Origin of the sequence: Parenemella sanctibonifatiensis, assembly GCF_002250565.1 — a bacterium.
GTDB lineage: Bacteria > Actinomycetota > Actinomycetes > Propionibacteriales > Propionibacteriaceae > Parenemella > Parenemella sanctibonifatiensis.
Window position 1 is genome coordinate 115,282 of the sequence record NZ_NMVJ01000006.1, and the last position, 21,623, is coordinate 136,904.

Here is a 21,623-nt window from a genome sequence, read left to right on the forward strand (position 1 = left end):
CACCATGAACAAGCACATCGTCATCGGAGCCGGACCCATCGGGCGCAGTGTCGCCGCCGAACTCGCCGCCCGCGACCAAGAGGTCGTCATCCTCTCCCGCCGCGGCCGGGACCCGCAGATCCCCGGCGTACGCGCCGCGGCAGTGGACGTCCTCGACGCTGCGGCGCTGGGTCGGGCCTGCCGGGGTGCCGACGTCCTGGTCAACGCCATGAATCCCGCGAAGTACTGGCGATGGCAGCGGGACTGGCCGCCGATGCTGGAGGCGATCATCGCCGCGGCACGGCAGGAGTGCGCGGCCATCGTCCAGATCGGCAACCTCTACTCCTACGGTCCCGTGACCGAACCCATGACCGAACAGACGCCCGAGCGTCCGGCGGGTGCCAAGGGCCGGGTCCGCGCGGCAATGTGGGCCAGGCTGCGTGACCTCAGCGACCAAGGCGTCATCCGCGCCACCGAGGTGCGGGCCAGCGACTACATCGGCGGCACCACCCTGGACTCGAGCGTGGCGGCCCAGATGGTGGTCGCCCCTGTGCTGAAGGGCGCCACCCCACGCCCGCCGACCGGTCGGGCGGATGTCGCCCACTCCTGGACCAATGGCGCTGACGTGGCGCGGCTGGCGGCGGCCATCGCGGCCAGCGACGACGACCAGGACTGGGGTCGGCTCTGGCACGTCCCCACCGCGCCGGCCGCGAGCATGCAGGAGCTGGCCGACCAGGCTGCCGACCTCGCCGAGGTGGACCGGCGTCGGGTACGGCCCCTGCCCGGCGGGGTCCTCAGGGTGGGCGGACTGGTGATGCCGCTGCTGCATGCGCTGCAGGAGACGGCCCATCAGTTCCAGTCGCCGTTCATCCTCGACTCCTTGCAGGCCCAGCAGCGCTTCGGCCTGGCGCCGACGCCGTGGGTCGAGACCGTGCGCAGCACCATCGAGGCGATTCGGGCACAGCGGGCGTCCGGCGCCAAGGCCGAGGGGGCGGCGGCATCGAGGGGGCCAGTGGCGGCTCCCTGAGCCGCGCGTCAGCGAACAGCGCGAAAAACCACAGTGCGATAGGGGAGGTCGATGCGGTCGGGGTCGCCGAGGTTGGGATGGTCGTGCACCAGCTCGGCGATCCCGGCCAGGATCGCCTTCCGCCGCTCCTCGGTTGCGGTGATGATCGGGCTGCGGGACTTCGCGAGCTCCAGCAGCCCGGCCAGCGAGGTGGGCGAGGTCCATTCGGTCTCGAACTTCTCCAGCTCGCCGAAGGGCGCGGCGACCGGCGGATCACCGGCGTCGAGCACCTCCTCGGAGCGGCTGGCACCCATGATCTCGGTGAGCGACGCCACCCAGTCAATCCGCTGGTCGCGCATGTTCCAGACCAGACCCAGAATCCCTTCGGGGCGCAGCACACGGTCCATCTCAGCACAGGCGGCAACCGGATCGACCCAGTGCCAGGACTGCCCGAAGACGCAGGCGTCCACGCTCGCATCGGGCAATCCGGTCGATTCGCCGGTGCCCACCAGGGTGGCCACGCCGGGCAGGTCCTGCCGCAGCACCGCCAGCATCGCCTCGTCGGGCTCAACGGCCGTCACCTGGTGGCCGGCAGCGACCAGCGCGGCGGTCAGCTTGCCGGTGCCGGCGCCGACATCGGCGACGGTGCGGGGCTCGTCACCGAGCAGCCACTGCACGGCCGCCGCGGGATAGTCGGGGCGGGCGGTGCGATACACGTCGGCGGCCTGGCCGAAGGAGCGAGACAGATCCATGCCCCGACCCTAGTGCGTCCGCCGCGCCGTGCATCAGCTCACACTCGATCGCGACAACGCGGGCTCAAGGTCGCCCGGACGAGATCGAGTGTGAGTTGATGCATGACCGCGACCCGACCAACGACGACCACGGGCGGGCCTCCCCGGAGGGAGACCCGCCCGTGGCGGCCGAATCTGAGACGAACTCAGTCCTGCTGTGAGCTCAGGCCTGCTGGGTCTGCGAACCGTCGGCGGTCCACTCGATGTGGAAGGTGCCGGGGCCGTCGACGCGCTGGTAGGTGTGCGCGCCGAAGTAGTCGCGCTGCGCCTGGATCAGCGCGGCGGGCAGCCGCTCGGCACGCACCGAGTCGTAGTAGCCCAGCGCCGCGGAGAAACCCGGGGTCGGGATGCCGGCTTGGACGGCCTGGGCAACCGTACGACGCCAGCCGTCCTGAGCTGCGCCCATGCCCTCGACGATGCTGGGAGCTTCCAGCAGCGTGGTGAGGTTGTTCTCGGCGTACTCGGAGCGGATCCGCTCCAGCAGCCGGGCCCGGATGATGCAGCCGGCGCGCCAGATCTTGGCCACCTCGGCGATGTTGATCTCCCAGCCGTACTCCTTGGCGGCGGTTCGGATCTGGTCCAGGCCCTGGGCGTAGGCGACGACCTTGGAGGCCCACAGGGCCTGGCGTACGTCCTCGACCAGCGTCGACTGCTCGGCGGTCAGGTCCCGGCTCGGGCCCGGCAGGTTGCGGCAGGCCTCGCGCAGGTCGGGGTGCGAGGAGGTGGAGCGGGCGAAGACCGACTCACCGATGGTGTTGACCGGTACACCGAGCTCCAGGGCGATCTGCACGGTCCAGCGGCCGGTGCCCTTCTGGCCGGCCTGGTCGAGGATGACGTCGACCAGCGGCTTCCCGGTGACCGGGTCGGCCTTGCGCAGCACCTTGGCGGTGATCTCGATCAGGAAGGAGTCGAGGTCGCCGGTGTTCCACTCGGCGAAGACGTCGGCGATCTGGGTGGTGTCCAGGCCAGCGGCGCGGAGCACGTCGTATGCCTCGGCGATGAACTGCATGTCGGCGTACTCGATGCCGTTGTGCACCATCTTCACGAAGTGGCCCGCACCGTCGGTGCCGATGTAGGCGCAGCAGGGCTCGCCGTCGTACTTGGCGGAGATGTTCTCCAGCAGCGGGCCGAGCGCGGCGTAGGACTCCGGCGAGCCGCCGGGCATGATCGAGGGGCCGTTGAGGGCACCTTCCTCGCCACCGGAGATGCCGGCGCCGACGAAGTGCAAGCCCTTGCCGCGCAGGTATTCCTCGCGGCGGCGGGTGTCGGCGTAGTGGGCGTTGCCGCCGTCCACGACGATGTCGCCCTCTTCGAGGTGGGGCAGCAGCGACTCGATGGTCTTGTCGGTGGCGTCGCCGGCCTTGACCATGATGATGATCCGACGGGGGCGCTCCAGGCTCGCGACGAACTCCTCCACGGTGGTGGCAGGACGGAAATCGCCGTCCTGGCCGTGGTCAGCCATCAGCTCGTCGGTACGCGCCTGGGTGCGGTTGAACAGTGCAACGGAATGGCCCTTGCTCGCGAAGTTGCGGGCCAGGTTGCTGCCCATCACAGCAAGGCCGACAACACCGACTTGGGCGAGATCAGAATTCGACATGGCCGCATTCTTCCACCTCCCTCGCTTCCTGCGCAGCCTCATCCACACCGGAGTTTCGCGGGACAACCCACCATCGCGCTCGGGGCCCCGGACTGGCAGACTGACCGCTACACCGTTGCCGTGGTGGCAGCGCCGGTCATCCAGGAGGGATCACCCGTGAGGTTGAGTCGCAAGGTCGAGAACGCCGGTCGTCCGGCCGCTCCGATTCGCATCGTCCACATCGGGTTGGGAAACTTCCATCGGGCCCATCAGGCCTTCTACACCGAACACGCCAGCGACGCTGACGAGTGGGGCATTGCCGCCTTCACCGGGCGCAGCGCCGGCGCCGCCGAGGAACTGGCACCCCAGGACGGACTGTTCACCCTGATCGTGCGCGGCCCCGAGGGCGACGCGCCCGAGGTGATCTCCAGCCTGTCGGCGGTGCACGCCGCGGCCGACCACGAGGCCTACCTGACCTACCTGGCCGATCCGCAGGTGGTCATCCTCACCTCGACGGTGACCGAGCACGGCTACTGCCGGGGCGCCGACGGCAACCTCGATCAGGACGCCGTCGCCGACGACGTGGCTGCGCTGAAGGCGGACCCGCGGCAGCGGGTCGCGAGCCTTCCGGCCCGGCTGGTGGCCGGTTTCCTGGCACGGCGGGAGACGCTCGGCGAGGGTGACCAGGCCCGCTTCACCGTGTTGCCGTGCGACAACCTGCCCAGCAACGGTGCGGTCACCGCGGCACTGGTGCGTGAGCTCGCCGAGCTGGTCGATCCCAGCTTGGTGGGTTGGATTGACGCCCATGTGGAGTTTGCAACCTGCATGGTGGACCGGATCACCCCGGCGACCACCGACGAGGACCGCGCCTCGGTCGAAGAGCAGTGCGGCTGGCAGGACATCTCGCCGGTGCCGACCGAACCCTTCACCGAATGGGTCATCGAGGGCGACTTCGCCGCTGGCCGACCTGACTGGGAATCGGCCGGTGTCGAGATCGTCGAGGACGTTGAACCCTTCGAACAGCGCAAGCTGTGGCTGCTCAACGGCTCCCACACCCTGATGGCGTACGCCGGCTCGGTGCTGGGGCATCGCACCATCGACGAGGCGATCGCCGACGAGCGGGTACGCGGCTGGGTGCAGGACTACTGGGCCGAGGCGTCGGCCCATCTGAGCCTGCCTGCCGATTCGGTGACCGCCTATCAGCTGGCCCTGCTGGAACGCTACGAAAACCCGCGGATCCGACACCTGCTGGCCCAGATCGCCCACGACGGTTCGGCCAAGTTGCCGATCCGGATCATCCCGACCGCCCGTGCCGAACGCGCCGCCGGGAACAGCGCCCAGGGCTGCCAGCGGGCGATCGCGGCGTGGGTGCTGCATCTGCGCGGTGTCGGCGCGCCGGTCAAGGACCCCGGTGCGCCGTTGGGGGCCGCCAACGACAAGCCCTTGGCCGACGCCGTCGCCGCTGTGGTGGCGAGCCTGGACGCCGAGCTCGGCGCCGATGAGGAGTTCGTCTCCGCCGTGGTCGCCGCTGCGGAAGAGTTGGAGACGCTTGCCGGCTGAGCCGGTGGCAACAGAAGAATCAGGAGAGGAAACACATGAAGCTGCGTGAAGACGCCCAGTGGTCGCTCGTGGTGCCGACGTCGATGGGCATCCGGATCACCCCGGAGAACCGTCAGCCGGTCCACGTCGCCGACCGGTTCACGATGCAGGTCACCTCCGCGGAGACCAACGTCGCCTCGGTGCCCAGCTACCTCGGCCTGCCGGTCAAGGTGCTGACGAACTTCGTCGAGGGATCGCCGATCTCGGCCATGATCAAGGCCAACCTTCGGGCCCGCAACATGGCCTACGAGGGTCCGGACGTTCCCCAGGGTGACCCGTGGGGTTACCGCCACCAGATCAACATCGCCGACTCCGGCTTCGGTGGCCGCGGCCCCCGCGTCTGGAATGACCGCGCCGGTGAGGTCGGGCGTACGCTCAAGGTCGAGGACTTCGACCTGGACCGCATCTTCGGCGAGGAGGGTGTGAAGATCCTCCACATCTCCGGGCTGGTCGCCGCCCTGTCGCCCGACACCAGTAAGTTCTGCGTGGAGCTGGCCCAAGCCGCCAAGAAGCACGGCACCCTGGTCTCGATGGACCTCAACTATCGCGCCTCCTTCTGGGAGGGTCGCCAGGAGGAGTTGTCGGCCGCCTTCCATGCCATCGCCAACGAGTGCAACATCCTGATCGGCAACGAGGAGGACTTCCAGCTCGCGCTCGGCATCGAGGGCCCGCCTGCCGGTGGTGCCGGCATCGACGCCAAGATCGAGGGCTTCAAGGAGATGATCGGCCGGATCCGGCAGGCCTTCCCGAATGCCGAGTTCTTCGCCACCACGCTGCGTGAGGTCGTCTCGGCCAATGAGCACGAGTGGGGCATGATCGTCTACGGCGACGGGGGCTTCCACGTCGCCGACCTCCGCCCGATCCAGGTGCTGGACCGCATCGGCGGCGGCGACGGCTCAGTCGGCGGCATGCTCTACGGCATCCTGCAGGGCTGGCCGGCCGAGAAGTGCATGCAGTTCGGCTGGGCGACCGGCGCGCTGGCAGCCACCTCGGCCACCGACTACGGCGCACCCGCCGACGAGGACCAGGTCTGGTCGATCTGGTCGGGCAATGCCCGAGTGAAGCGCTGACCGCTTCGCTGCAGCTCAGTTCCTCCCGCGCCCGCCGCATCGCGCTCGACGCCCAGTTCGTCGCGCGCGGTCGGCGGGCGCGGTCGTCTGCGGGCCCCGGCAACCGGCAGCTGCAGCAGGTGATCGACCGGCTGGCCCAGTTTCAGATCGACTCGATCAATGTGGTGCAGCGAGCCCACTACCTGCCGTTGTTCACCCGGTTGGGGGCTTACGACACTGGCTTGCTGGACCGGGCCCGCGACCGGGCGCCCCGACGGCTGTTCGAGTACTGGGGCCACGCCGCCAGCCTGATTGATGTGAAGCTGGCCCCGGCCTTGCGGTTTCGGATGGACAATGCCGCGGCCGAGGCGTGGGGGAGCATGCGGCGGATCGCCGAGGACAAGCCCGACATGCTGGACCGGCTCGTCGCCGACGTCGGGACCAACGGCCCCGCCACGGCTCGCGAGCTTGAGGTACGCCTGGAGCATGCCGACGAGCGCCGCCGCGACCACTGGGGCTGGAACTGGTCGGAGATCAAGACCGCCTGCGAATGGCTGCTGACCGCGGGCCGGCTGGCGTCGGCGCGCCGCAACGCCCAGTTCGAGCGGGTCTTCGACCTGCCCGAGCGGGTGTTTCCGCCGGCCGTGCGGGACCTGCCGCCGCTGGACGTCGAGGCGGCCCACGTGGCCCTGGTACGCCGCGCCGCGGCCGCGCTGGGCGTCGCCTCCGCTGGCTGCCTGGCCGACTACTTCCGCACCCGCCGGGACCGGACCCAACCCGCCATCGACACGCTGGTCGCGAGCGGGGAGTTGATGGCGGCGACCGTGGCCGGCTGGAAGGCGCCGGCGTACGTGTGGCACGAGTGGACCGACGGCACCCGAGCGGTGCCGCGCCAATCGGTGGCGAGCTGCCTCGTCAACCCGTTTGATCCGCTGATCTTCCACCGGCCGCGGGCCGCAGCCCTGTTCGGCTTCGACTACACCATCGAGATCTACGTCCCGGAGGCGAAACGTCGCCACGGTTACTATGTGCTGCCCTTCCTGCTGGGGGAGCAGTTCGCGGCACGAGTGGACCTCAAAGCCGATCGGTCCCAGGACCGGTTGGTGGTCCGGTCGGCGTGGCGGGAGGATCATCCGGCGCCCGAACCCACCATCGCGCAGGCACTCGCACAGGAGCTCGAGCTGTTGGCTGGGTGGCTGGGACTTGGCGGGGTTGAGGTGATCGACAAGGGTGATCTGGCGCCGCCGCTGGCGCGCTGTTGGTGAGCCGACCGCGGTGCCGGGCTCACAGACGTGCTGCGAGGTGGGCGCGAATGGAACTGGCCACCAACTGTGCCTAGGATGGAATTCGGTGCCGTGTCGGTGCCGCAGCCCGCTGTTGGATCTGGTGGGTCGTACTTGGAACCGTTGACAAGGGAGCACACGAGCTCGTGGGCGTACTGAACAAGATGCTTCATGTGGGCGAGGGGCGTACCCTCCGACGCCTGGAAAGCCTTGCCGCACAGGTCAATTCCATCGAAGAAGACTTCGAGGAGATGGACGACGACGAGCTCCGCGGCCAGACGGCGGACTTCAAGCAGCGGCTCGAGAACGGCGAACCCCTGGACGACCTGTTGCCCGAGGCCTTCGCGACCGTGCGTGAGGCCTCCTGGCGCGTTATCGGCAAGCGCCACTTCGACGTCCAGATGGTCGGCGCTGCCGCCCTCCACTTCGGCAACATCGCCGAGATGAAGACCGGTGAGGGCAAGACCCTCGTCGCAACCCCGGCCTCCTACCTCAATGCGCTGACCGGCAAGGGCGTCCACGTCGTCACCGTCAACGACTACCTGGTCAAGCTGCAGGCCGAACAGATGGGCCGCATCCACCGCTTCCTCGGTCTGGATGTCGGCACCATCCTCACCAACATGACCCCGGCCGAGCGACGCGAGGCGTACGCCGCCGACATCACCTACGGCACCAACAACGAGTTCGGCTTCGACTACCTGCGCGACAACATGGCGCTGACGTTGGATGCCACGGTGCAGCGCGGCCATCACTTCGCGATCGTCGACGAGGTCGACTCGATCCTGGTGGACGAGGCACGTACGCCGCTGATCATCTCCGGTCCCAGCGAGGACAGCCCCGAGTGGTATCCGGTCTTCGCCCAGTTGGTGAACCGGATGACCGTTGATCGCGACTATGACGTGGACGAGAAGAAGCGCACCGTCTCGGTGAAGGAGTCCGGCATCGAACTGGTCGAGGACCGGCTCGGCATCGAGAACCTCTACGAAGCTGCGAACACGCCGCTGATCTCCTACCTCAACAACGCGATCAAGGCCAAGGAACTCTTCAAGCGCGACAAGCAGTACGTCGTCATCGACGGCGAGGTCCTCATCGTCGACGAGCACACCGGGCGTACGCTGGCCGGTCGTCGCTACAACGAGGGGCTGCACCAGGCGCTGGAGGCCAAGGAGAAGGTCAAGATCCAGCAGGAATACCAGACGCTGGCCACGATCACGCTGCAGAACTACTTCCGCATGTACGACAAGTTGTCGGGCATGACCGGCACCGCCAAGACCGAGGAGTCGGAGTTCCAGAAGATCTACGGTCTGTCGGTCGTGGTGATTCCGACCAACAAGCCGATGGTTCGCGAGGACAAGTCCGACCTGATCTATCGCACCGAGAAGGCCAAGATCGAGGCGATTGTCAAGGACGTCGTCAAGCGTCACAAGAAGGGCCAGCCGGTCCTGATCGGTACCGCTTCGGTGACCAAGTCCGAGGTGATCAGCAAGGCGCTGACCCGGGCCGGAGTCACGCACGAGGTCCTCAACGCCAAGAACCACGAGCGCGAAGCGGCGATCGTTGCCGAGGCTGGTCGTAAGGGCAAGGTCACCGTCGCCACCAACATGGCCGGTCGAGGCACCGACATCATGCTCGGCGGCAACCCCGAATTCCTCGCCGAGCAGGAGTTGGCCCGTCGTGGGCTGGACCCGGTCGAGGACGAGGAGGCCTACCAGGCCGCTTGGGAGGAGGCCATCGAGGCCTTCGAGGCGCAGGTCGAGGACGAGCACGAAGAGGTCGTCGAGCTCGGTGGCCTTTACGTCATCGGCTCCGAGCGGCACGAGTCGCGCCGGATCGACAACCAGTTGCGTGGTCGTTCCGGCCGTCAGGGCGACCCGGGCGAATCCCGCTTCTATCTGTCGCTGGGCGATGACCTGATGCGGCTGTTCAAGTCCGAAATGGTCGAGTGGGTGCTGACCGCCCTCAAGATCCCCGACGACGAGCCCATCGAGATGAAGCGGGTCACCAAGTCGATCGCTTCGGCGCAGGAACAGGTCGAGGCGCAGAACTTCGAGACCCGTAAGAACGTGCTCCGCTATGACGACGTGATGAACCGGCAGCGGTTCGCGATCTACGGTGACCGGCGTCGGGTGCTGGAAGGCGTCGACGTCAGCGAGCAGCTGCGGCGTACCACTGAACGCGTCGTGGCCCAGACCGTCCGCGCCCACACCGAGGGCTTCTCCGAGGACTGGGACTGGCAGAAGATCTGGGACGAGGTCGGCCGGCTCTATCCGGTGGGCCTGGAGCTGGACGACTACGAGGGCACGGACATCCCGGTCGAAGACCTGGTCGAGGACTTCGTCGAGGACGCGCTGGAGGCGTACGACAACCGCGAGGAAGACCTCGGCGCCGACGTCATGCGCGACCTGGAACGTCAGGTGCTGCTGACGGTGCTGGACCGCAAGTGGCGCGAGCACCTCTACGAGATGGACTACCTGCGCGAAGGCATCGGCCTGCGCGCGATGGCGCAGCGCGACCCGCTGGTGGAATACCAGCGTGAGGGCGGCGAGATGTTCAACTCGATGATGGAGGCCTTCATGGAGGAGGTCGTCGAGTACCTCTTCCACATGGAAGCCCCGGACAAGCCGAAGTTCCAGCTGCTCGGCAAGGGTGCGTCATTGAAGCTGACCTCCGATGTCGATCCCACCGGCGACGGCGCTGCTGCCAAGGACGTCCCCGCCCCGGCGGTCGACGACGAGGACACTGAGGACGAGGCTGAGGCGGAGTCCGAGGAGGACGAGCCGGCTGCGAAGTCGACCCGACGCTCCCGGCGCGCCGCTGCTCGGGGCGGCAACTCCCGTACCGCGTCCAGCAAGGCGTCGGCGACCCTGGTGGTCGATGAGGCCGAGGACGAGGAGCCGGAGCCGGAGGCCAAGGCTTCCCGCCGGCCGCGACGCCGTGGCGGCGCCTCGCGTGGGCAGGGCAACCAGCGCAGCTCGACGATCGAGGGCCGCCAGCTGAGCTACTCGGCCCCCAGCGAGGACGGCGAGGCGGAGGAGCGCAAGGTCACCCCGACCCAGACCAAGAAGCGCGACGATCCGTACGCCGGTGTCGGCCGCAACGCCCAGTGCCCGTGTGGCTCGGGCAAGAAGTTCAAGTTCTGCCACGGCAAGGCGTCAGCCTGAGCCAACGACAGCCGCCCCGCACCTGACCGGTGCGGGGCGGCTGCGTATCTGGGATGTCCTGCTGAGCGCCGTGGTCAGCGCTGGGTCGCGCCCTTGTCCTCGCCCTGGCGGTAGCGCTGCAGCTGCTGCTTGGCGAGTTCCCCCACGGTGAGACCGGTCCAGGACTCGATCCTGGCCCAGATCTGTTCGCTGGGGGCGGCCTCGGCGTCGAGCTGGAGTATGCCATCAGCCTGAGCCACCTTGCCCTCGGCCATGGCAGACAGGCCGGTGAGCTTGCCGTCGGTGGCGACCCCCACCGCGTACGTCTGCGCGACGTCCATGTGCATGACCAGCATGAACTGACCCGGGATCTGGGCGGCCTTGCCGGCGCTCATCGCCTGGGCCATGGCAGCGGCGAGCTCCATGTCGATGAAGGCGAACGCTGACGTGGGCAGGCTCAGCACGTCCAGGGTGGCGCGGGGCCGCTTCGGGGACAGCGCGTCGACGAAGCTCACCTGCTCGGTTGCGGTGACCGGGCCGCCGGTGACCTTGGTCAGGTCTGCCTCGGTGATCGGTCGATCGAGCAGGAAGCCGGTGAAGTCGAAGGCCATGTCATTCCTCAACAGTCGGTGGTCGGTTCGGTCAGTCTAGGGATGCTCGGGGTCCCGATGGCCGTCCGGTTCCCTGCGGTTGGGGGCGGATCGGTCCCAACTCCCAGGCCGTGCACCACCAGCGCTGCCGGCGTCTGGTCAACCGGAAGGCCATCGGCACGCTGCGCTGCCCGATGCGCAGGTGGGCGTGAGCCTCGATGATGTGCTGATCGACGCTCTGGCCGCCCACCGAGACCAGTCGGAGCGCCGCGCGGTCGCGTCGTTGCGCCAGCAGTGCCTGCTGGACCCGCAGGTCGGCCTGGACCGAACCGGTGACCCAGCCGCCGAACTGCTCCGGGGTGCGCTGCCCGTTGATCACTTCAAGCAGCCGGTGCACCAACGCCGTCAAGGTGGTCAGATGAGCCGGGGTGAGTGGCATCGGCGCCGGGCCGCTGGCCACCTGGAGCCTGGGCATACCGAACAGCGCCGGTTGGGCGGTGAGGATCGGATCGGGCGTGCGGCCGAAGGCCAGCGGGGGCAACGATCTGGACGAGGTGGAGGTCATGACCTGAGCCTGCGTCGGCGAACTGGCCGATCGCCATGGTTGCGGCCCAGGTCCTGTGGACAACTCGGCGTACGGACAACACTTCAGCCAAACGGACAACACCGCGGCAGCATCGTTGGTTTCCGGCGGGTCCAGGGGGCGGCGTCCCGCCCACCTGCGCGGGCCCCGGCTCCGCCGGGTACCGCTCCGGTACGCCCGACCACACCCCGACGCCGCCCCCAGCACCCACCTTTGAGGCGCGGCGTACGCGCTGGGTCGTCGGCTAGGGTCGAGCCGACCCCAGGAGGCGTACATGACTGGTCCTGACCTCAGCACCCGCGCGCTGCTCGCCATGCACCGCCTGAACCAGCGCCATCCGTGGAGCCACAACGACCACTTCCATCCGTGGATTCTGGGCCGGTTGCCCGAGTTTCGGGGCCGCGCCCTGGATGTCGGCTGTGGTCGCGGCGAGTTGGTGGCGGCATTGGCGCCGCACTTCGCCTCGGTTGAGGGCATTGACCGGGATCCGGGCATGCGTCGGGTGGCCAGCGCCCGCTGTGCCGGTGTGGCGGAGGTCAGCATTGGCGATACACCGCTGGGCGCGCTGACCGGACCGTACGACCTCATCACGATGGTCGCCGTGCTGCATCACCTGCCGCTGGGGGAGACCTTCGGCCAGGTACGCCGGCTGCTGGCGCCGGGCGGCCGCTTCCTCGTGGTGGGGCTCGCGCAGTCGCGGAGCCGGAGCGACCTGGCATGGGAGGGCGTGTGCGCGCTCACCAACCCCCTCATCGGGCTGGTGAAACATCCCTGGCCCGCACCACCGGCTCCGCCCGCGACGGATGCTCGGCCGGAGATGCCGACCGCCGATCCGGTCGAGACCCTCGCCGAGATCGACGCTGCCGCGCGGCGCGTGCTGCCCGGCGTACGCCTGCATCGCCGCCTCGGTTTTCGCTACACGCTGGAGTGGACAGCCTGAGCGTGCAAAAGCGACGTGGATTCAGCGCGATCGGCACCTGAGGCGCTGTTCGCGACGAATCACCGTCGGTTCTGCACGGATGTCGCTCGCCGCCCGAGCCCCTCGGGGTGGCTCCTCCGGTTCGGCGTACGAGGCGTTAGTCTGGCGCCGTGGCTGAACGGGTGACGAGTGTGGAGATGGACCTGCTGGCGAGGTCCGCGCACCGTCCCGCCTCGGTGCTGACCGCCATGCTGCTCGACGAGATTCCCACCGACCTGACGCCGCGGATCAGTCAGCGGCTGGACTACGTGCCGCGTTATCGCCAACTGCCGCGTTCAGCGGGTTTGGGCGTACACCGGTGGCGCGACGATCCGGATTTCACCGTCTCCCGACAACTGCACCGCGCCGAGATCGGGACAGCGGAGGACCTGCGTACCGAACTGCAGGAGATGCTGGGCCGACCCTGGCCCACCGACCGGCCGCTGTGGCGCGCCGAAGTGGTCAAGGGCGAGGGAACCGCCGCGCTGGTGTTGGACAGCCACCCGGCGCTGGTGGACGGGCACGACACCGTCGAACTGAGCCAGGTGTTGCTGGAGACCGAACCGGCCCCGGGCGTCGCGATCCCGTCGGCCTGGGAGCCGGAGCCGATGCCGGAGGGGGAGACCGAGTTCACTGCTTCGCTGATCGGTGGCTGGCGCGACCCGGAGACCTTGATGGCCACCGCCGCGTCGGGGCTGCGTGGGCTGGCGGGCAGGCTCCGCGGCACTCCGCCGCCCGTCGCTGAGGTACGCCCGCGACTCAGCCTGGCCGGGGTGCCGAAGGCCACCCTCGCCGCGGCCTGCAAGGCGACCGGCGCCACCGCCGAACAGGTGTTGCTGGCCTCGGTGACTGCTGCCGGAGGTCGTGGCCGCAGACTGAACTTCCCGCGCAGCCACGCCGATGATGGCTCCACGAGCGCGCTCGGGCTCGACCTGGCTCCCCAGGTGGTGGTGCTGCCGGACGAATCAATGCCTCATGCCGCGCTGCGTCAGGTACGCCCACTGCGCCCGACCGGGATCGACGTCGATGCGCTCCGCGCGCTGCCCGGTTGCGTTGCCGGCACGGTGCACGCGATGGCACTGCGCAGCGATGTGACCGGACCCCGATCCGACATCCTGCTCAGTTGGGCGCCGTCCGGGGACGCCGAACGGTGGTACCTGGGCCGACAGAAGGTCCGCGCCATGTACGCCGCTCCGGTGGTCGGCGGGCGTACCGGGATCGGGATCTGCGAGGATCACCGCCGGCTCACCGTCACGGTGGTCTCCTCGGATGACATCGACCTGGAAGCCGACGACGTGGTCGCCGCGGTACGGCGACTGGCCGAACCCGAGTGACGCGACAGCCGACAGAGGAGAGTGGCATGAAGCAGATGGCGTTCTTTCCGGTGCTGGCCGAGGAGATTCGACAGATCCTCACTGGCACTGCGTGGACCGGGGTTGGTCATGCCGCCACGCCCGAGATGCGGGCAGGTTTCGGGTACGCCGACAACGAGGACGAGGAGGCCGATTGGGCTGCCCTGACCATCGCGTCGGTGGCGGGCCTGGCGATTCCGACCCGGATCATCCTGGCCGCAGAGGTGAGCGTGGATGTCGGTGCAGACACCGAGTTCGGTGAGGTGACCGCCACCGTGACGGCTGCCGACCTGCGGGCTGCCTTCCGAGCCGAACCGGCGCAGGGGGAGGGCGTACGCGCCGCTGCCGAGGCGGTGACAGGCAAGCGTCTGGCGGGGGCATGGGACCATCCGGCGGTCACGGCGTTGGTCGCGGACCAGGACTTGTTGTGGCATCTGCCCGAGGAGATTGCCGGCTGAGGCTCTAGACTTCGCCCCATGCCACGTTCCATCTGGAAGGGCGCCATCTCGTTCGGCCTGATCAGTATCCCGGTCAAGGTCTATGGCGCAACCGAGACCAAGGACCTCAGTTTTCGGCAGATCCACGCCGAGGATGAGGGGCGCATCCGTTACAAGCGGGTCTGTGAGAAGTGTGACAAGGAGATTCCCTACGGCGACATCGCCAAGGGCTACGAGGCCGCCGACGGGCGCTTGGCGATCCTGGAGAAGGGCGACTTCGACGACCTTCCGTTGACGACCACCAAGACCGTCGACATCCATCGCTTCATTGATGCTGCTGAGGTCGACCCGACCTACTTCGAGAAGACCTACGTGCTGGAGGCCGACGGCCCCGGCGCCAAGCCTTATGTGTTGCTGCGCGACGCCCTCATCAAGGAGGACCAGGCCGCGTTGGTGAAGGTGGCGTTGCGCAACCGCGAATCGCTGGCGCTGATCCGGGTGCGCGATGACGTGCTGTTGATGCACACCATGCTGTGGCCCGATGAGCTGCGGGACACCGGTTTTGCCGCGCCGCCGGCGGAGGTGACGGTCTCGGAGGAGGAGGTCACGATGGCGACCAGCTTCATCGAGCAACTGCACGGCGAGTTCGAGCCGGACACCTTCACCGACGCCTATCGGGATGCGCTGGAGGAAGTGGTGATGGCCAAGCTGGACGGCGCTGATCTCCCCGAGACCAGCAAGGAGCAGCCCAGCAAGGCCGACGTGGTCGACCTGGTGGCCGCGTTGCGGGCTTCGGTCGATGCCGCCAAGGCCAAACGCGAAGCGAGCTGAGCCAGCCGGCTCAGCTCGTGCCGTCTCAGGCGCGCTGGGCCAGCCAGTCGCGGCCCACGGTCTCCTGGATCTTGATGCCATCGACGATCGCTGGGGCGGCTGCCTGCTCCAGCTTCTTGCCGACGAAGGGGACGTTGACCTTCAGGTCGCCGGTCACCTCGACCACCGATGCGGCGTCGGTCCCGGTCAGCTTGGCGATGCCCTTGAGGGTCACCGGCTGGCCCGGGACGACGAGATTGAGGTCAGCCGTACGCTCGCCGTTTTGCTGAGCCGACCCCCATGCCATCGTCTGGACCAGGGTCAGGGTCGATCCGGCAAACTTCGCCGCCGCGCTGGGCGTGGCGACGGTGCGCGACATGGTGCTGGTGTCACCCGAAACCGACACCTCATACTGCAGGGCATCACTCGCCTCACAGACCTGGGCCAGGTAACCCTCATCGTTCATCATGGCCGCCACAGTGGCCGGGTCGGCAGGGAATTCGAGTCGCGCGCTGATGTCCATGGGCACCATGATGCACGATGCCGGCGCACCCCATGTACGGGCTCGATCAGCCGGGTCGCCCTGTTAGGCTCCTGAGTGTTGTTCAACGGACCAGTTGTCACACGAGGACGTGAGAATCGCAATGACCGACCTTGGCGGATGGAACTCCCCCGAACGCTCCATTGACGCTGCTGAACTGGTGTCCCGACTGGTTGCCACCGTGACCGACCTGCCGCCGGGTTTCTCCGCCGACGAGGTCTCCGCATTCGTGGCGCACTACTTCCTCCACGCCGACACGGTCGGAATCGCGAAGCGCCCCCCGGACGTGGTCGCCGGGGCAGTCCGGAACCACTTCGGGTTGGCACAGCACCGCGCCGCCGGGGTGCCCGCGATGACGATCGAACAGCCAGCAGGTGCTTGGGCCCAGCCCGGCCTGGTCGTGGTCCAGATCGTCACCGACGACATGCCCTTCCTGGTCGATTCGTTGACGCTGGAGGCCAATCGCCAGGGCTGGATGATCCGCGAACTCTTCCACCCGCAGTACGTGGTGGACCGCGAGGACGGTGACTTCGTCACGATCCGCCACCGCCGCGACGCCCTGCCGACTTCGGTCCCCGAGTCGTGGATCCACCTGGAGTTGCTGCCGGCGCCGGGCACCAGCGACATCCAGTCGCGCATCGACAGCCTCAAGCAGGGGCTGTTGCACGCACTGGACGACGTCCGGATCGCGGTGACGGACTGGCAGCCGATGCGCAACAAGACGCTGCAGGTGGCCGAGTTGTTGGGGGAGGGGACCGAGGAGGCTGCGCTGATGCAGTGGCTGGCCGAGGACCACTTCACCTTCCTGGCCTACGAACATCACCGGGTCGAGGGTGACATCTGGCATGACGTCAACGAGGCCGCGTTGGGTCTGTCGCGGGACCCGCAGCGGCGCAGTGGATTCGACGCCAAGCCGACCCGGTCGCCGGTGGACCGGCTCGTCATCACCAAGGAACCCATCCGCAGCACCGTCCACCGTGCGGGCTGGCGGGACTACATCGGCGTACGCGAGCTGGACGAGCAGGGCAACCTGGTCGCGGAGCACGCATTCCTGGGGCTGCTGTCGGATGCGGCGTATCGGTTGCCGGTCGGTGAGATCCCGGTGGCCCGCGCCAAGGCTGAGGCGATCCTGACCTCCTCCGGGCTGGACCCCAAGACCCACGGCGCCAGCCGGCTGGTGGCCGCCTTGGAGCAGCATCCCCGCGATGACCTCCTCGAGGCACCGGTGGCTGAGCTCGGTGCGGTTGTCACGGCGATCTCACAGTTGCGGGAGCGGCGCCAGATCCGGCTGTTTGCCAACGTCAGCCGCTATGGCCGATTCGCCTCGCTGCTGGTCTTCATGCCGCGGGAGCGTTACAGCACCGAGGTGCGCATCAAGATCTGCGACATCATCGCCAAGAAGCTCGGCCCCGACTCGATCCACTACGAACCCCGGCTCGGAGATTCGGTGCTGGCCCGGCTGCACCTGACCGTGGTGCGGCCCGCCGACGGTTCGAACGAACCGCTCGACATTCCCGCGTTGGAGCGGCAGATGACCGACGCGGTGCAGGGCTGGGACGACCGCTTCCACGACGCCATCGAGAAGCTGCCGGCTGAGCTGCGGGCAGTCGAGCTGCCCGAGGGTTACAAGGAATCCTTCACCCCGGCTCAGGCGGTGCTGGACCTGGCCGCGCTGCAACAGCTCAGCGGTGACGAGATGGCGACCGCGTTGTACCGGCCCGACATTCCCGGTTCGGCCGCGTGGCGGCTGAAGGTGTTGTCCTTCGGCGAGCCGATGACGCTGACCGAGGTGATGCCGCACCTGTCCAACCTCGGCGTCACCGTCGTGGACGAACGGCCCTACGTCTTCCCGGTGGGAGGCCGACAGGCGCTGGTCTATGACTTCGGTCTGGCGCTCACGCAGCGGCCGTACGCCGCCGAGTCTGCTGACGCCGGCCCTACCGGCACCGACCCCGACTCCGATGCGGCCGACGATGCCGGCATCAGCTGGCCGTTGTCGGACCGGGAGCGCTTCATGCGCGCGTTCGAGGCGTCCTACCGGGGCCAGTCCGATTCGGACCAGTTGAACACCCTGGTGTTGATTGCTGGTTTGCGCTGGACCCAGGTCACCCACCTGCGCGCCATCTCGCGCTATCTGCAGCAGGCGAACACGCCCTACTCGCAGGCCTACATCGCCGAGGCGTTGTGCGCCCATCCCGATCTTGCCCGCGGGGTGGCCGAGCTGTTCAGCACCAAGTTCGACCCGGACTACGACCTCGCCGCTGAGCAGCGGCCGGCCCGGGTGGCCGAGCTGCGGGACGAGGTGCTGGCGGGCCTGGACGCGGTCGACAGCCTCGACCACGACACCATTGTGCGGCAGTTCGTGACCGTCATCGACGCGGTGGTGCGCACCAATGCGTACACCGAGGACTCCCGCACCATCGGGGCGGTAGCGCTGAAGCTGGTGCCCAGTCAGATCGGTTTCCTGCCCGAGCCGCGGCCGGCGCACGAGATCTTTGTGGCGTCGCCGCGCTTCGAGGGTGTCCATCTGCGCTTCGGTGCGATCGCTCGCGGCGGGCTGCGCTGGTCGGACCGCGCTGAGGACTTCCGCACCGAGGTGTTGGGTCTGGTGAAGGCGCAGATGGTCAAGAACACCGTCATCGTGCCGGTTGGCGCCAAGGGGGGCTTCTATGCCAAGCAGTTGCCTGATCCGGCGGTGGACCGGGCGGCCTGGCAGGCCGAAGGTGTGGCCTGTTATCGCGGCTTCATCACGAGCCTACTGTCACTGACCGACAACATCGTCGACCAGCAGGTCATCACCCCCGACCGGGTGATCCGCTACGACGGCGACGATCCCTATCTGGTGGTGGCCGCTGACAAGGGCACCGCGACCTTCTCCGACGAGGCCAACGCCATTTCCGAGCAGCGGGGTTTCTGGCTCGCTGACGCCTTCGCCTCGGGTGGCTCGGTGGGCTATGACCACAAGGGGATGGGCATCACCGCCCGCGGCGCCTGGGAGTCCGTCAAGCGGCACTTCCGCGAGATGGGCCGCGACTGCCAGAGCGAGGACTTCACGTGCATCGGCATCGGTGACATGGCCGGTGACGTCTTCGGCAACGGCATGCTGTTGAGCCGACACATCCGGCTGGTGGCTGCCTTCAACCACCGCCACATCTTCCTGGATCCCAACCCCGACGCCGAAGCCAGCTGGCAGGAACGCAAGCGGCTCTTTGATCTGCCCCGGTCCAACTGGAGCGACTACAACACCGACCTGATCTCGGCGGGCGGCGGCGTCCATGAGCGCAGCGCCAAGAGCATCCCGATCACCGCTGAGGTACGCCAGGTGCTCGGGCTGCCCGAGGATGCCACCGAGATGGCACCCAACCAGCTGATCCACCATGTGCTGCAGGCGCCGGTGGATCTGCTGTGGAACGGCGGCATCGGCACCTATGTCAAGGCAACTGATGAGTCCCATGCCGACGTACGCGACAAGACCAACGACGCGCTGCGCGTCAATGGCAACCAGCTGCGCGCCAAGGCGGTTGGCGAGGGCGGCAACCTGGGTGTGACCCAGCGCGGCCGGATTGAGTACGCCCGCAACGGCGGCCGGATCAACGCTGACTTCATCGACAACTCCGCCGGCGTGGACACTTCCGACCACGAGGTCAACATCAAGATCCTGCTGGCGGCCGAGGTCGAGGCGGGACGGCTGGAACGAGCTGAGCGCGACGAGCTGCTGGCCAGCATGACCGATGCGGTGGCGGGGCTGGTGTTGGCGCACAACATCGACCAGAACCTTGCTCTGGCCAATGCCGTGTCTCATTCCGTCCAGGTCGCTGGTGCCCATGAGGAGTGGATGCGGGAGCTGGAGGCGCAGGGCTACCTGAATCGGCGCCTGGAGGAGATGCCCTCCAGCAAGGAGATGGCCCGTCGGATTGAGGCCGGTGAAGGGTTGGCGAGCCCGGAGCTGGCGATCCTGCTGGCGTACACCAAGATCATGCTGGAACGCGAGGTGTTGGCCTCCGATCTGCCCGAGGATCCCTATGTTGCGGCGCGATTGCCGCAGTATTTTCCGCAGGTGTTGCAGCAGCGGTACGCCGAGCAGATCCCGCAGCACCGGTTGGCCCGGGAGATCATCACCACGGTTGCGGTGAACCGGTTCGTCAATTCGGCCGGCATCAGTGCCTACAACCGGCTGCACGGGGAGACCAATGCGTCTCCGGCGGAGATCATCCGGGCACAGTTGGCGACCCGAGCGATCTTCCGGGTGGGCCGCCACGAAGTGACCTCGCGCTCGGGCGGCGAGTTGAGCGCCGACGCGCAGACCCGGATCCGGATGGATCTGCGGTTGGCCGTGGAACGGGGCACCCGCTGGATGCTGCTGCATTGGCACGGTCCGGTGGACATCAGCGCGGTGATAGCCGAATACGAACAGGACACCCACCGGGTCATCGAGCAGTTGCCCGAGCTGATCGGGGGTGGGGCTGCCGAACAGGTGGCCAAGAGCCAGGCCGAGCTCGAGGAGCTCGGCGTGGAGCCTGGATTCGCCGCACTGGTGGCCGGTTTCGACCACAGCTATCAGGCGTTGAGCATCGTCCACAACGCCCACCGGTTGGGGCAGGACACCATCGAAGTCGCCAAGGTGCACTTCCGGCTCGGTGAGGCGCTCGGGCTGGATCTGCTGCGGGAACGGGTCCGGGAGTTGCCGCGCAACGACCGCTGGGAGCTGCTGGCCCGGGCCGCGCTGCGCGACGAGCTCGCCAACCTGCGTGATGCGCTGGTGCGACGCGCCTGCGAGGCGAAGGGGGAGCAGGACATCTCGGCCGACGCTGCGGTGGAGGCCTGGTGTGCCTCGGTGCCGGGCGCGACCAGGCTGCGGGACCAGTTGGTCAGCCTGTGTGAGCAGGATGCGGCCGAAGGTGTGGCCGACCTGGCACGACTGTCGGTGGCGGTGGGCATGGTGCGCAGCCTGCTGGCGGCGCGGTCGTGAGGGCGGGGCGATGACGTCACGGTCCGCTGTGTCAGCAGGCTCGGGTTGGGACCTGCACACCCATTCCTTCATCTCGGACGGCACGGACGCACCAGCCGACGTGGTGGCGGCCGCCCAGGGCGCCGGTCTGGCGGGGCTGGCGCTGACCGACCACGACACCTTCGAGGGGCTGCCCGAGGCCGCGGCCGCCGCGGAACGGCTCGGGGTGGGTTTCCTGCCCGGGCTGGAGATGTCCTGCCAGCACAACGGCGTTTCGGTGCACCTGCTCGGCTACGGCTGCGACCCCGAGGATGCAGTACTGGGGGAGGAGCTCGCTCGGATCCGCGACGGTCGCGACGGCCGGCTGCCGGCCGTGTTGGCTAAGCTTGCCGACCTTGGCATGGAGTTGACCGCCGAGGAGGTACGCCAGCACGCTGGCGTCGCGCCGTCGCTGGGGCGGCCCCACATCGCCGATGCGATGGTGGCGCGCGGGTATGTCGCGAACCGGACCGAGGCCTTCGACCGGTATCTGCGTGACCACGGGCCCGCCCACGTGCCGCGGTATGCGCCGCCGGTGGAGGACGGCATCGCACTGGTGCGGGGCGCCGGCGGCGTGGCGGTGATTGCCCATCCGTGGGGTCGGGGTCGCCGCTCGAATCTGCCGCCGGTGTACCTGTCAGAGTTGGCCCGCGACCACGGGCTGGCCGGGATCGAGGTCGACCACCAGGACCACGACCGCCACACCCGTGCCGAGTTGCGCGCACTGGCCCGCGACGTGGGTCTGCTTGCCACCGGCTCCAGCGACTTCCACGGCACCGGCAAGGTCGACCACGACGTGGGCGTCAACACGACCGACGCGAGCGTGGTCGAGGAGATCCGGCGCCGACTGGGGCGTGCGGACGCTGGCATCGGCTAGGGTGCTGACATGCAGCAGTGGTGGTGGCCGTCCGCGTGACGGTTCGCCCTGCCCCAATTCAGTGG

At 68.2% G+C, this 21,623-nt stretch carries 16 protein-coding genes; 11 read left to right on the forward strand and 5 right to left on the reverse strand.

Translation table 11 applies throughout. From position 1 onward, the window contains the following. Window positions 1–4 precede the first annotated feature (4 nt). Complete coding sequence (locus CGZ91_RS05200) at window positions 5–1,006, forward strand: NAD-dependent epimerase/dehydratase family protein (RefSeq protein WP_179229231.1); 1,002 nt, start codon at window positions 5–7, stop codon at window positions 1,004–1,006. 8 nt (window positions 1,007–1,014) lie between these two features. Here CGZ91_RS05200 and CGZ91_RS05205 read toward each other — a convergent pair whose 3' ends face one another. Together CGZ91_RS05205 and gndA are read right to left on the reverse strand one after the other, a co-directional pair. After that, a complete protein-coding gene (locus tag CGZ91_RS05205) occupies window positions 1,015–1,737 on the reverse strand; it encodes a class I SAM-dependent methyltransferase (protein WP_094453188.1) in 723 nt (240 codons plus the stop codon). A 202-nt stretch (window positions 1,738–1,939) separates the two neighbouring features. Then, window positions 1,940–3,373: an NADP-dependent phosphogluconate dehydrogenase gene (gndA, locus tag CGZ91_RS05210; protein WP_094453190.1), complete on the reverse strand. Its 1,434-nt coding sequence runs from the start codon at window positions 3,371–3,373 to the stop codon at window positions 1,940–1,942. A 156-nt stretch (window positions 3,374–3,529) separates the two neighbouring features. Here gndA and CGZ91_RS05215 point away from each other — a divergent pair, with 156 nt between their 5' ends. From CGZ91_RS05215 to secA, 4 genes are all read left to right on the forward strand, one after another. Beyond that, entirely contained in the window at window positions 3,530–4,912 is a 1,383-nt protein-coding gene (locus tag CGZ91_RS05215) for a mannitol dehydrogenase family protein (RefSeq protein ID WP_094453192.1), read from the forward strand. A gap of 35 nt (window positions 4,913–4,947) precedes the next feature. Then, on the forward strand, window positions 4,948–6,021 hold the full coding sequence (locus tag CGZ91_RS05220) for a sugar kinase (protein ID WP_094453194.1): 1,074 nt from the start codon (window positions 4,948–4,950) through the stop codon (window positions 6,019–6,021). A gap of 119 nt (window positions 6,022–6,140) precedes the next feature. Then, complete coding sequence (locus tag CGZ91_RS05225) at window positions 6,141–7,265, forward strand: winged helix-turn-helix domain-containing protein (protein ID WP_229116445.1); 1,125 nt, start codon at window positions 6,141–6,143, stop codon at window positions 7,263–7,265. A 164-nt stretch (window positions 7,266–7,429) separates the two neighbouring features. Continuing rightward, window positions 7,430–10,444, forward strand: a complete 3,015-nt coding sequence (gene secA, locus CGZ91_RS05230) for a preprotein translocase subunit SecA (protein ID WP_456095293.1) — start codon at window positions 7,430–7,432, stop codon at window positions 10,442–10,444. Window positions 10,445–10,518: 74 nt separating this feature from the next. Here secA and CGZ91_RS05235 read toward each other — a convergent pair whose 3' ends face one another. Both CGZ91_RS05235 and CGZ91_RS05240 read right to left on the reverse strand, forming a co-directional pair. Then, window positions 10,519–11,034, reverse strand: coding sequence for a hypothetical protein (locus tag CGZ91_RS05235; protein WP_094453196.1), 516 nt, complete (start codon window positions 11,032–11,034; stop codon window positions 10,519–10,521). A 31-nt stretch (window positions 11,035–11,065) separates the two neighbouring features. Beyond that, a complete protein-coding gene (locus CGZ91_RS05240; protein ID WP_144276793.1) occupies window positions 11,066–11,578 on the reverse strand; it encodes an Rv3235 family protein in 513 nt (170 codons plus the stop codon). A 292-nt stretch (window positions 11,579–11,870) separates the two neighbouring features. On the opposite strand from CGZ91_RS05240, the gene CGZ91_RS05245 reads away from it, so the two are divergent. From CGZ91_RS05245 to ku, 4 genes are all read left to right on the forward strand, one after another. Beyond that, window positions 11,871–12,536: a class I SAM-dependent methyltransferase gene (locus CGZ91_RS05245; protein WP_229116446.1), complete on the forward strand. Its 666-nt coding sequence runs from the start codon at window positions 11,871–11,873 to the stop codon at window positions 12,534–12,536. 149 nt (window positions 12,537–12,685) lie between these two features. After that, entirely contained in the window at window positions 12,686–13,888 is a 1,203-nt protein-coding gene (locus tag CGZ91_RS05250; RefSeq protein WP_144276794.1) for a wax ester/triacylglycerol synthase domain-containing protein, read from the forward strand. A 26-nt stretch (window positions 13,889–13,914) separates the two neighbouring features. Then, complete coding sequence (locus CGZ91_RS05255; protein ID WP_094453202.1) at window positions 13,915–14,364, forward strand: DUF6912 family protein; 450 nt, start codon at window positions 13,915–13,917, stop codon at window positions 14,362–14,364. A gap of 18 nt (window positions 14,365–14,382) precedes the next feature. After that, the gene (gene ku, locus CGZ91_RS05260) at window positions 14,383–15,174 is read left to right on the forward strand and encodes a non-homologous end joining protein Ku (RefSeq protein ID WP_094453204.1); all 792 of its coding nucleotides are present in this window, start codon (window positions 14,383–14,385) and stop codon (window positions 15,172–15,174) included. Between the two features lie 25 nt (window positions 15,175–15,199). Here the strand turns inward: ku and CGZ91_RS05265 are convergent, their stop codons facing one another. Continuing rightward, window positions 15,200–15,676, reverse strand: a complete 477-nt coding sequence (locus tag CGZ91_RS05265; protein WP_179229232.1) for a DUF2505 domain-containing protein — start codon at window positions 15,674–15,676, stop codon at window positions 15,200–15,202. 121 nt (window positions 15,677–15,797) lie between these two features. On the opposite strand from CGZ91_RS05265, the gene CGZ91_RS05270 reads away from it, so the two are divergent. Both CGZ91_RS05270 and CGZ91_RS05275 read left to right on the forward strand, forming a co-directional pair. Then, window positions 15,798–20,663: an NAD-glutamate dehydrogenase gene (locus CGZ91_RS05270; protein ID WP_094453207.1), complete on the forward strand. Its 4,866-nt coding sequence runs from the start codon at window positions 15,798–15,800 to the stop codon at window positions 20,661–20,663. Window positions 20,664–20,673: 10 nt separating this feature from the next. Beyond that, window positions 20,674–21,558: a PHP domain-containing protein gene (locus tag CGZ91_RS05275; RefSeq protein ID WP_094453209.1), complete on the forward strand. Its 885-nt coding sequence runs from the start codon at window positions 20,674–20,676 to the stop codon at window positions 21,556–21,558. The last annotated feature ends 65 nt before the right edge of the window (window positions 21,559–21,623 follow it).

Bases quoted from the DNA above. Each gene is read 5' to 3' on its own strand.
- CGZ91_RS05200 (WP_179229231.1), top strand. From the start codon at position 5: ATGAACAAGCACATCGTCATCGGAGCCGGACCCATCGGGCGCAGTGTC.
- CGZ91_RS05205 (WP_094453188.1), bottom strand. From the start codon at position 1,737: ATGGATCTGTCTCGCTCCTTCGGCCAGGCCGCCGACGTGTATCGCACC.
- gndA (WP_094453190.1), bottom strand. From the start codon at position 3,373: ATGTCGAATTCTGATCTCGCCCAAGTCGGTGTTGTCGGCCTTGCTGTG.
- CGZ91_RS05220 (WP_094453194.1), top strand. From the start codon at position 4,948: ATGAAGCTGCGTGAAGACGCCCAGTGGTCGCTCGTGGTGCCGACGTCG.
- CGZ91_RS05235 (WP_094453196.1), bottom strand. From the start codon at position 11,034: ATGGCCTTCGACTTCACCGGCTTCCTGCTCGATCGACCGATCACCGAG.
- CGZ91_RS05240 (WP_144276793.1), bottom strand. From the start codon at position 11,578: ATGACCTCCACCTCGTCCAGATCGTTGCCCCCGCTGGCCTTCGGCCGC.
- CGZ91_RS05245 (WP_229116446.1), top strand. From the start codon at position 11,871: ATGACTGGTCCTGACCTCAGCACCCGCGCGCTGCTCGCCATGCACCGC.
- CGZ91_RS05255 (WP_094453202.1), top strand. From the start codon at position 13,915: ATGAAGCAGATGGCGTTCTTTCCGGTGCTGGCCGAGGAGATTCGACAG.
- ku (WP_094453204.1), top strand. From the start codon at position 14,383: ATGCCACGTTCCATCTGGAAGGGCGCCATCTCGTTCGGCCTGATCAGT.
- CGZ91_RS05265 (WP_179229232.1), bottom strand. From the start codon at position 15,676: ATGGACATCAGCGCGCGACTCGAATTCCCTGCCGACCCGGCCACTGTG.
- CGZ91_RS05270 (WP_094453207.1), top strand. From the start codon at position 15,798: ATGACCGACCTTGGCGGATGGAACTCCCCCGAACGCTCCATTGACGCT.
- CGZ91_RS05275 (WP_094453209.1), top strand. From the start codon at position 20,674: ATGACGTCACGGTCCGCTGTGTCAGCAGGCTCGGGTTGGGACCTGCAC.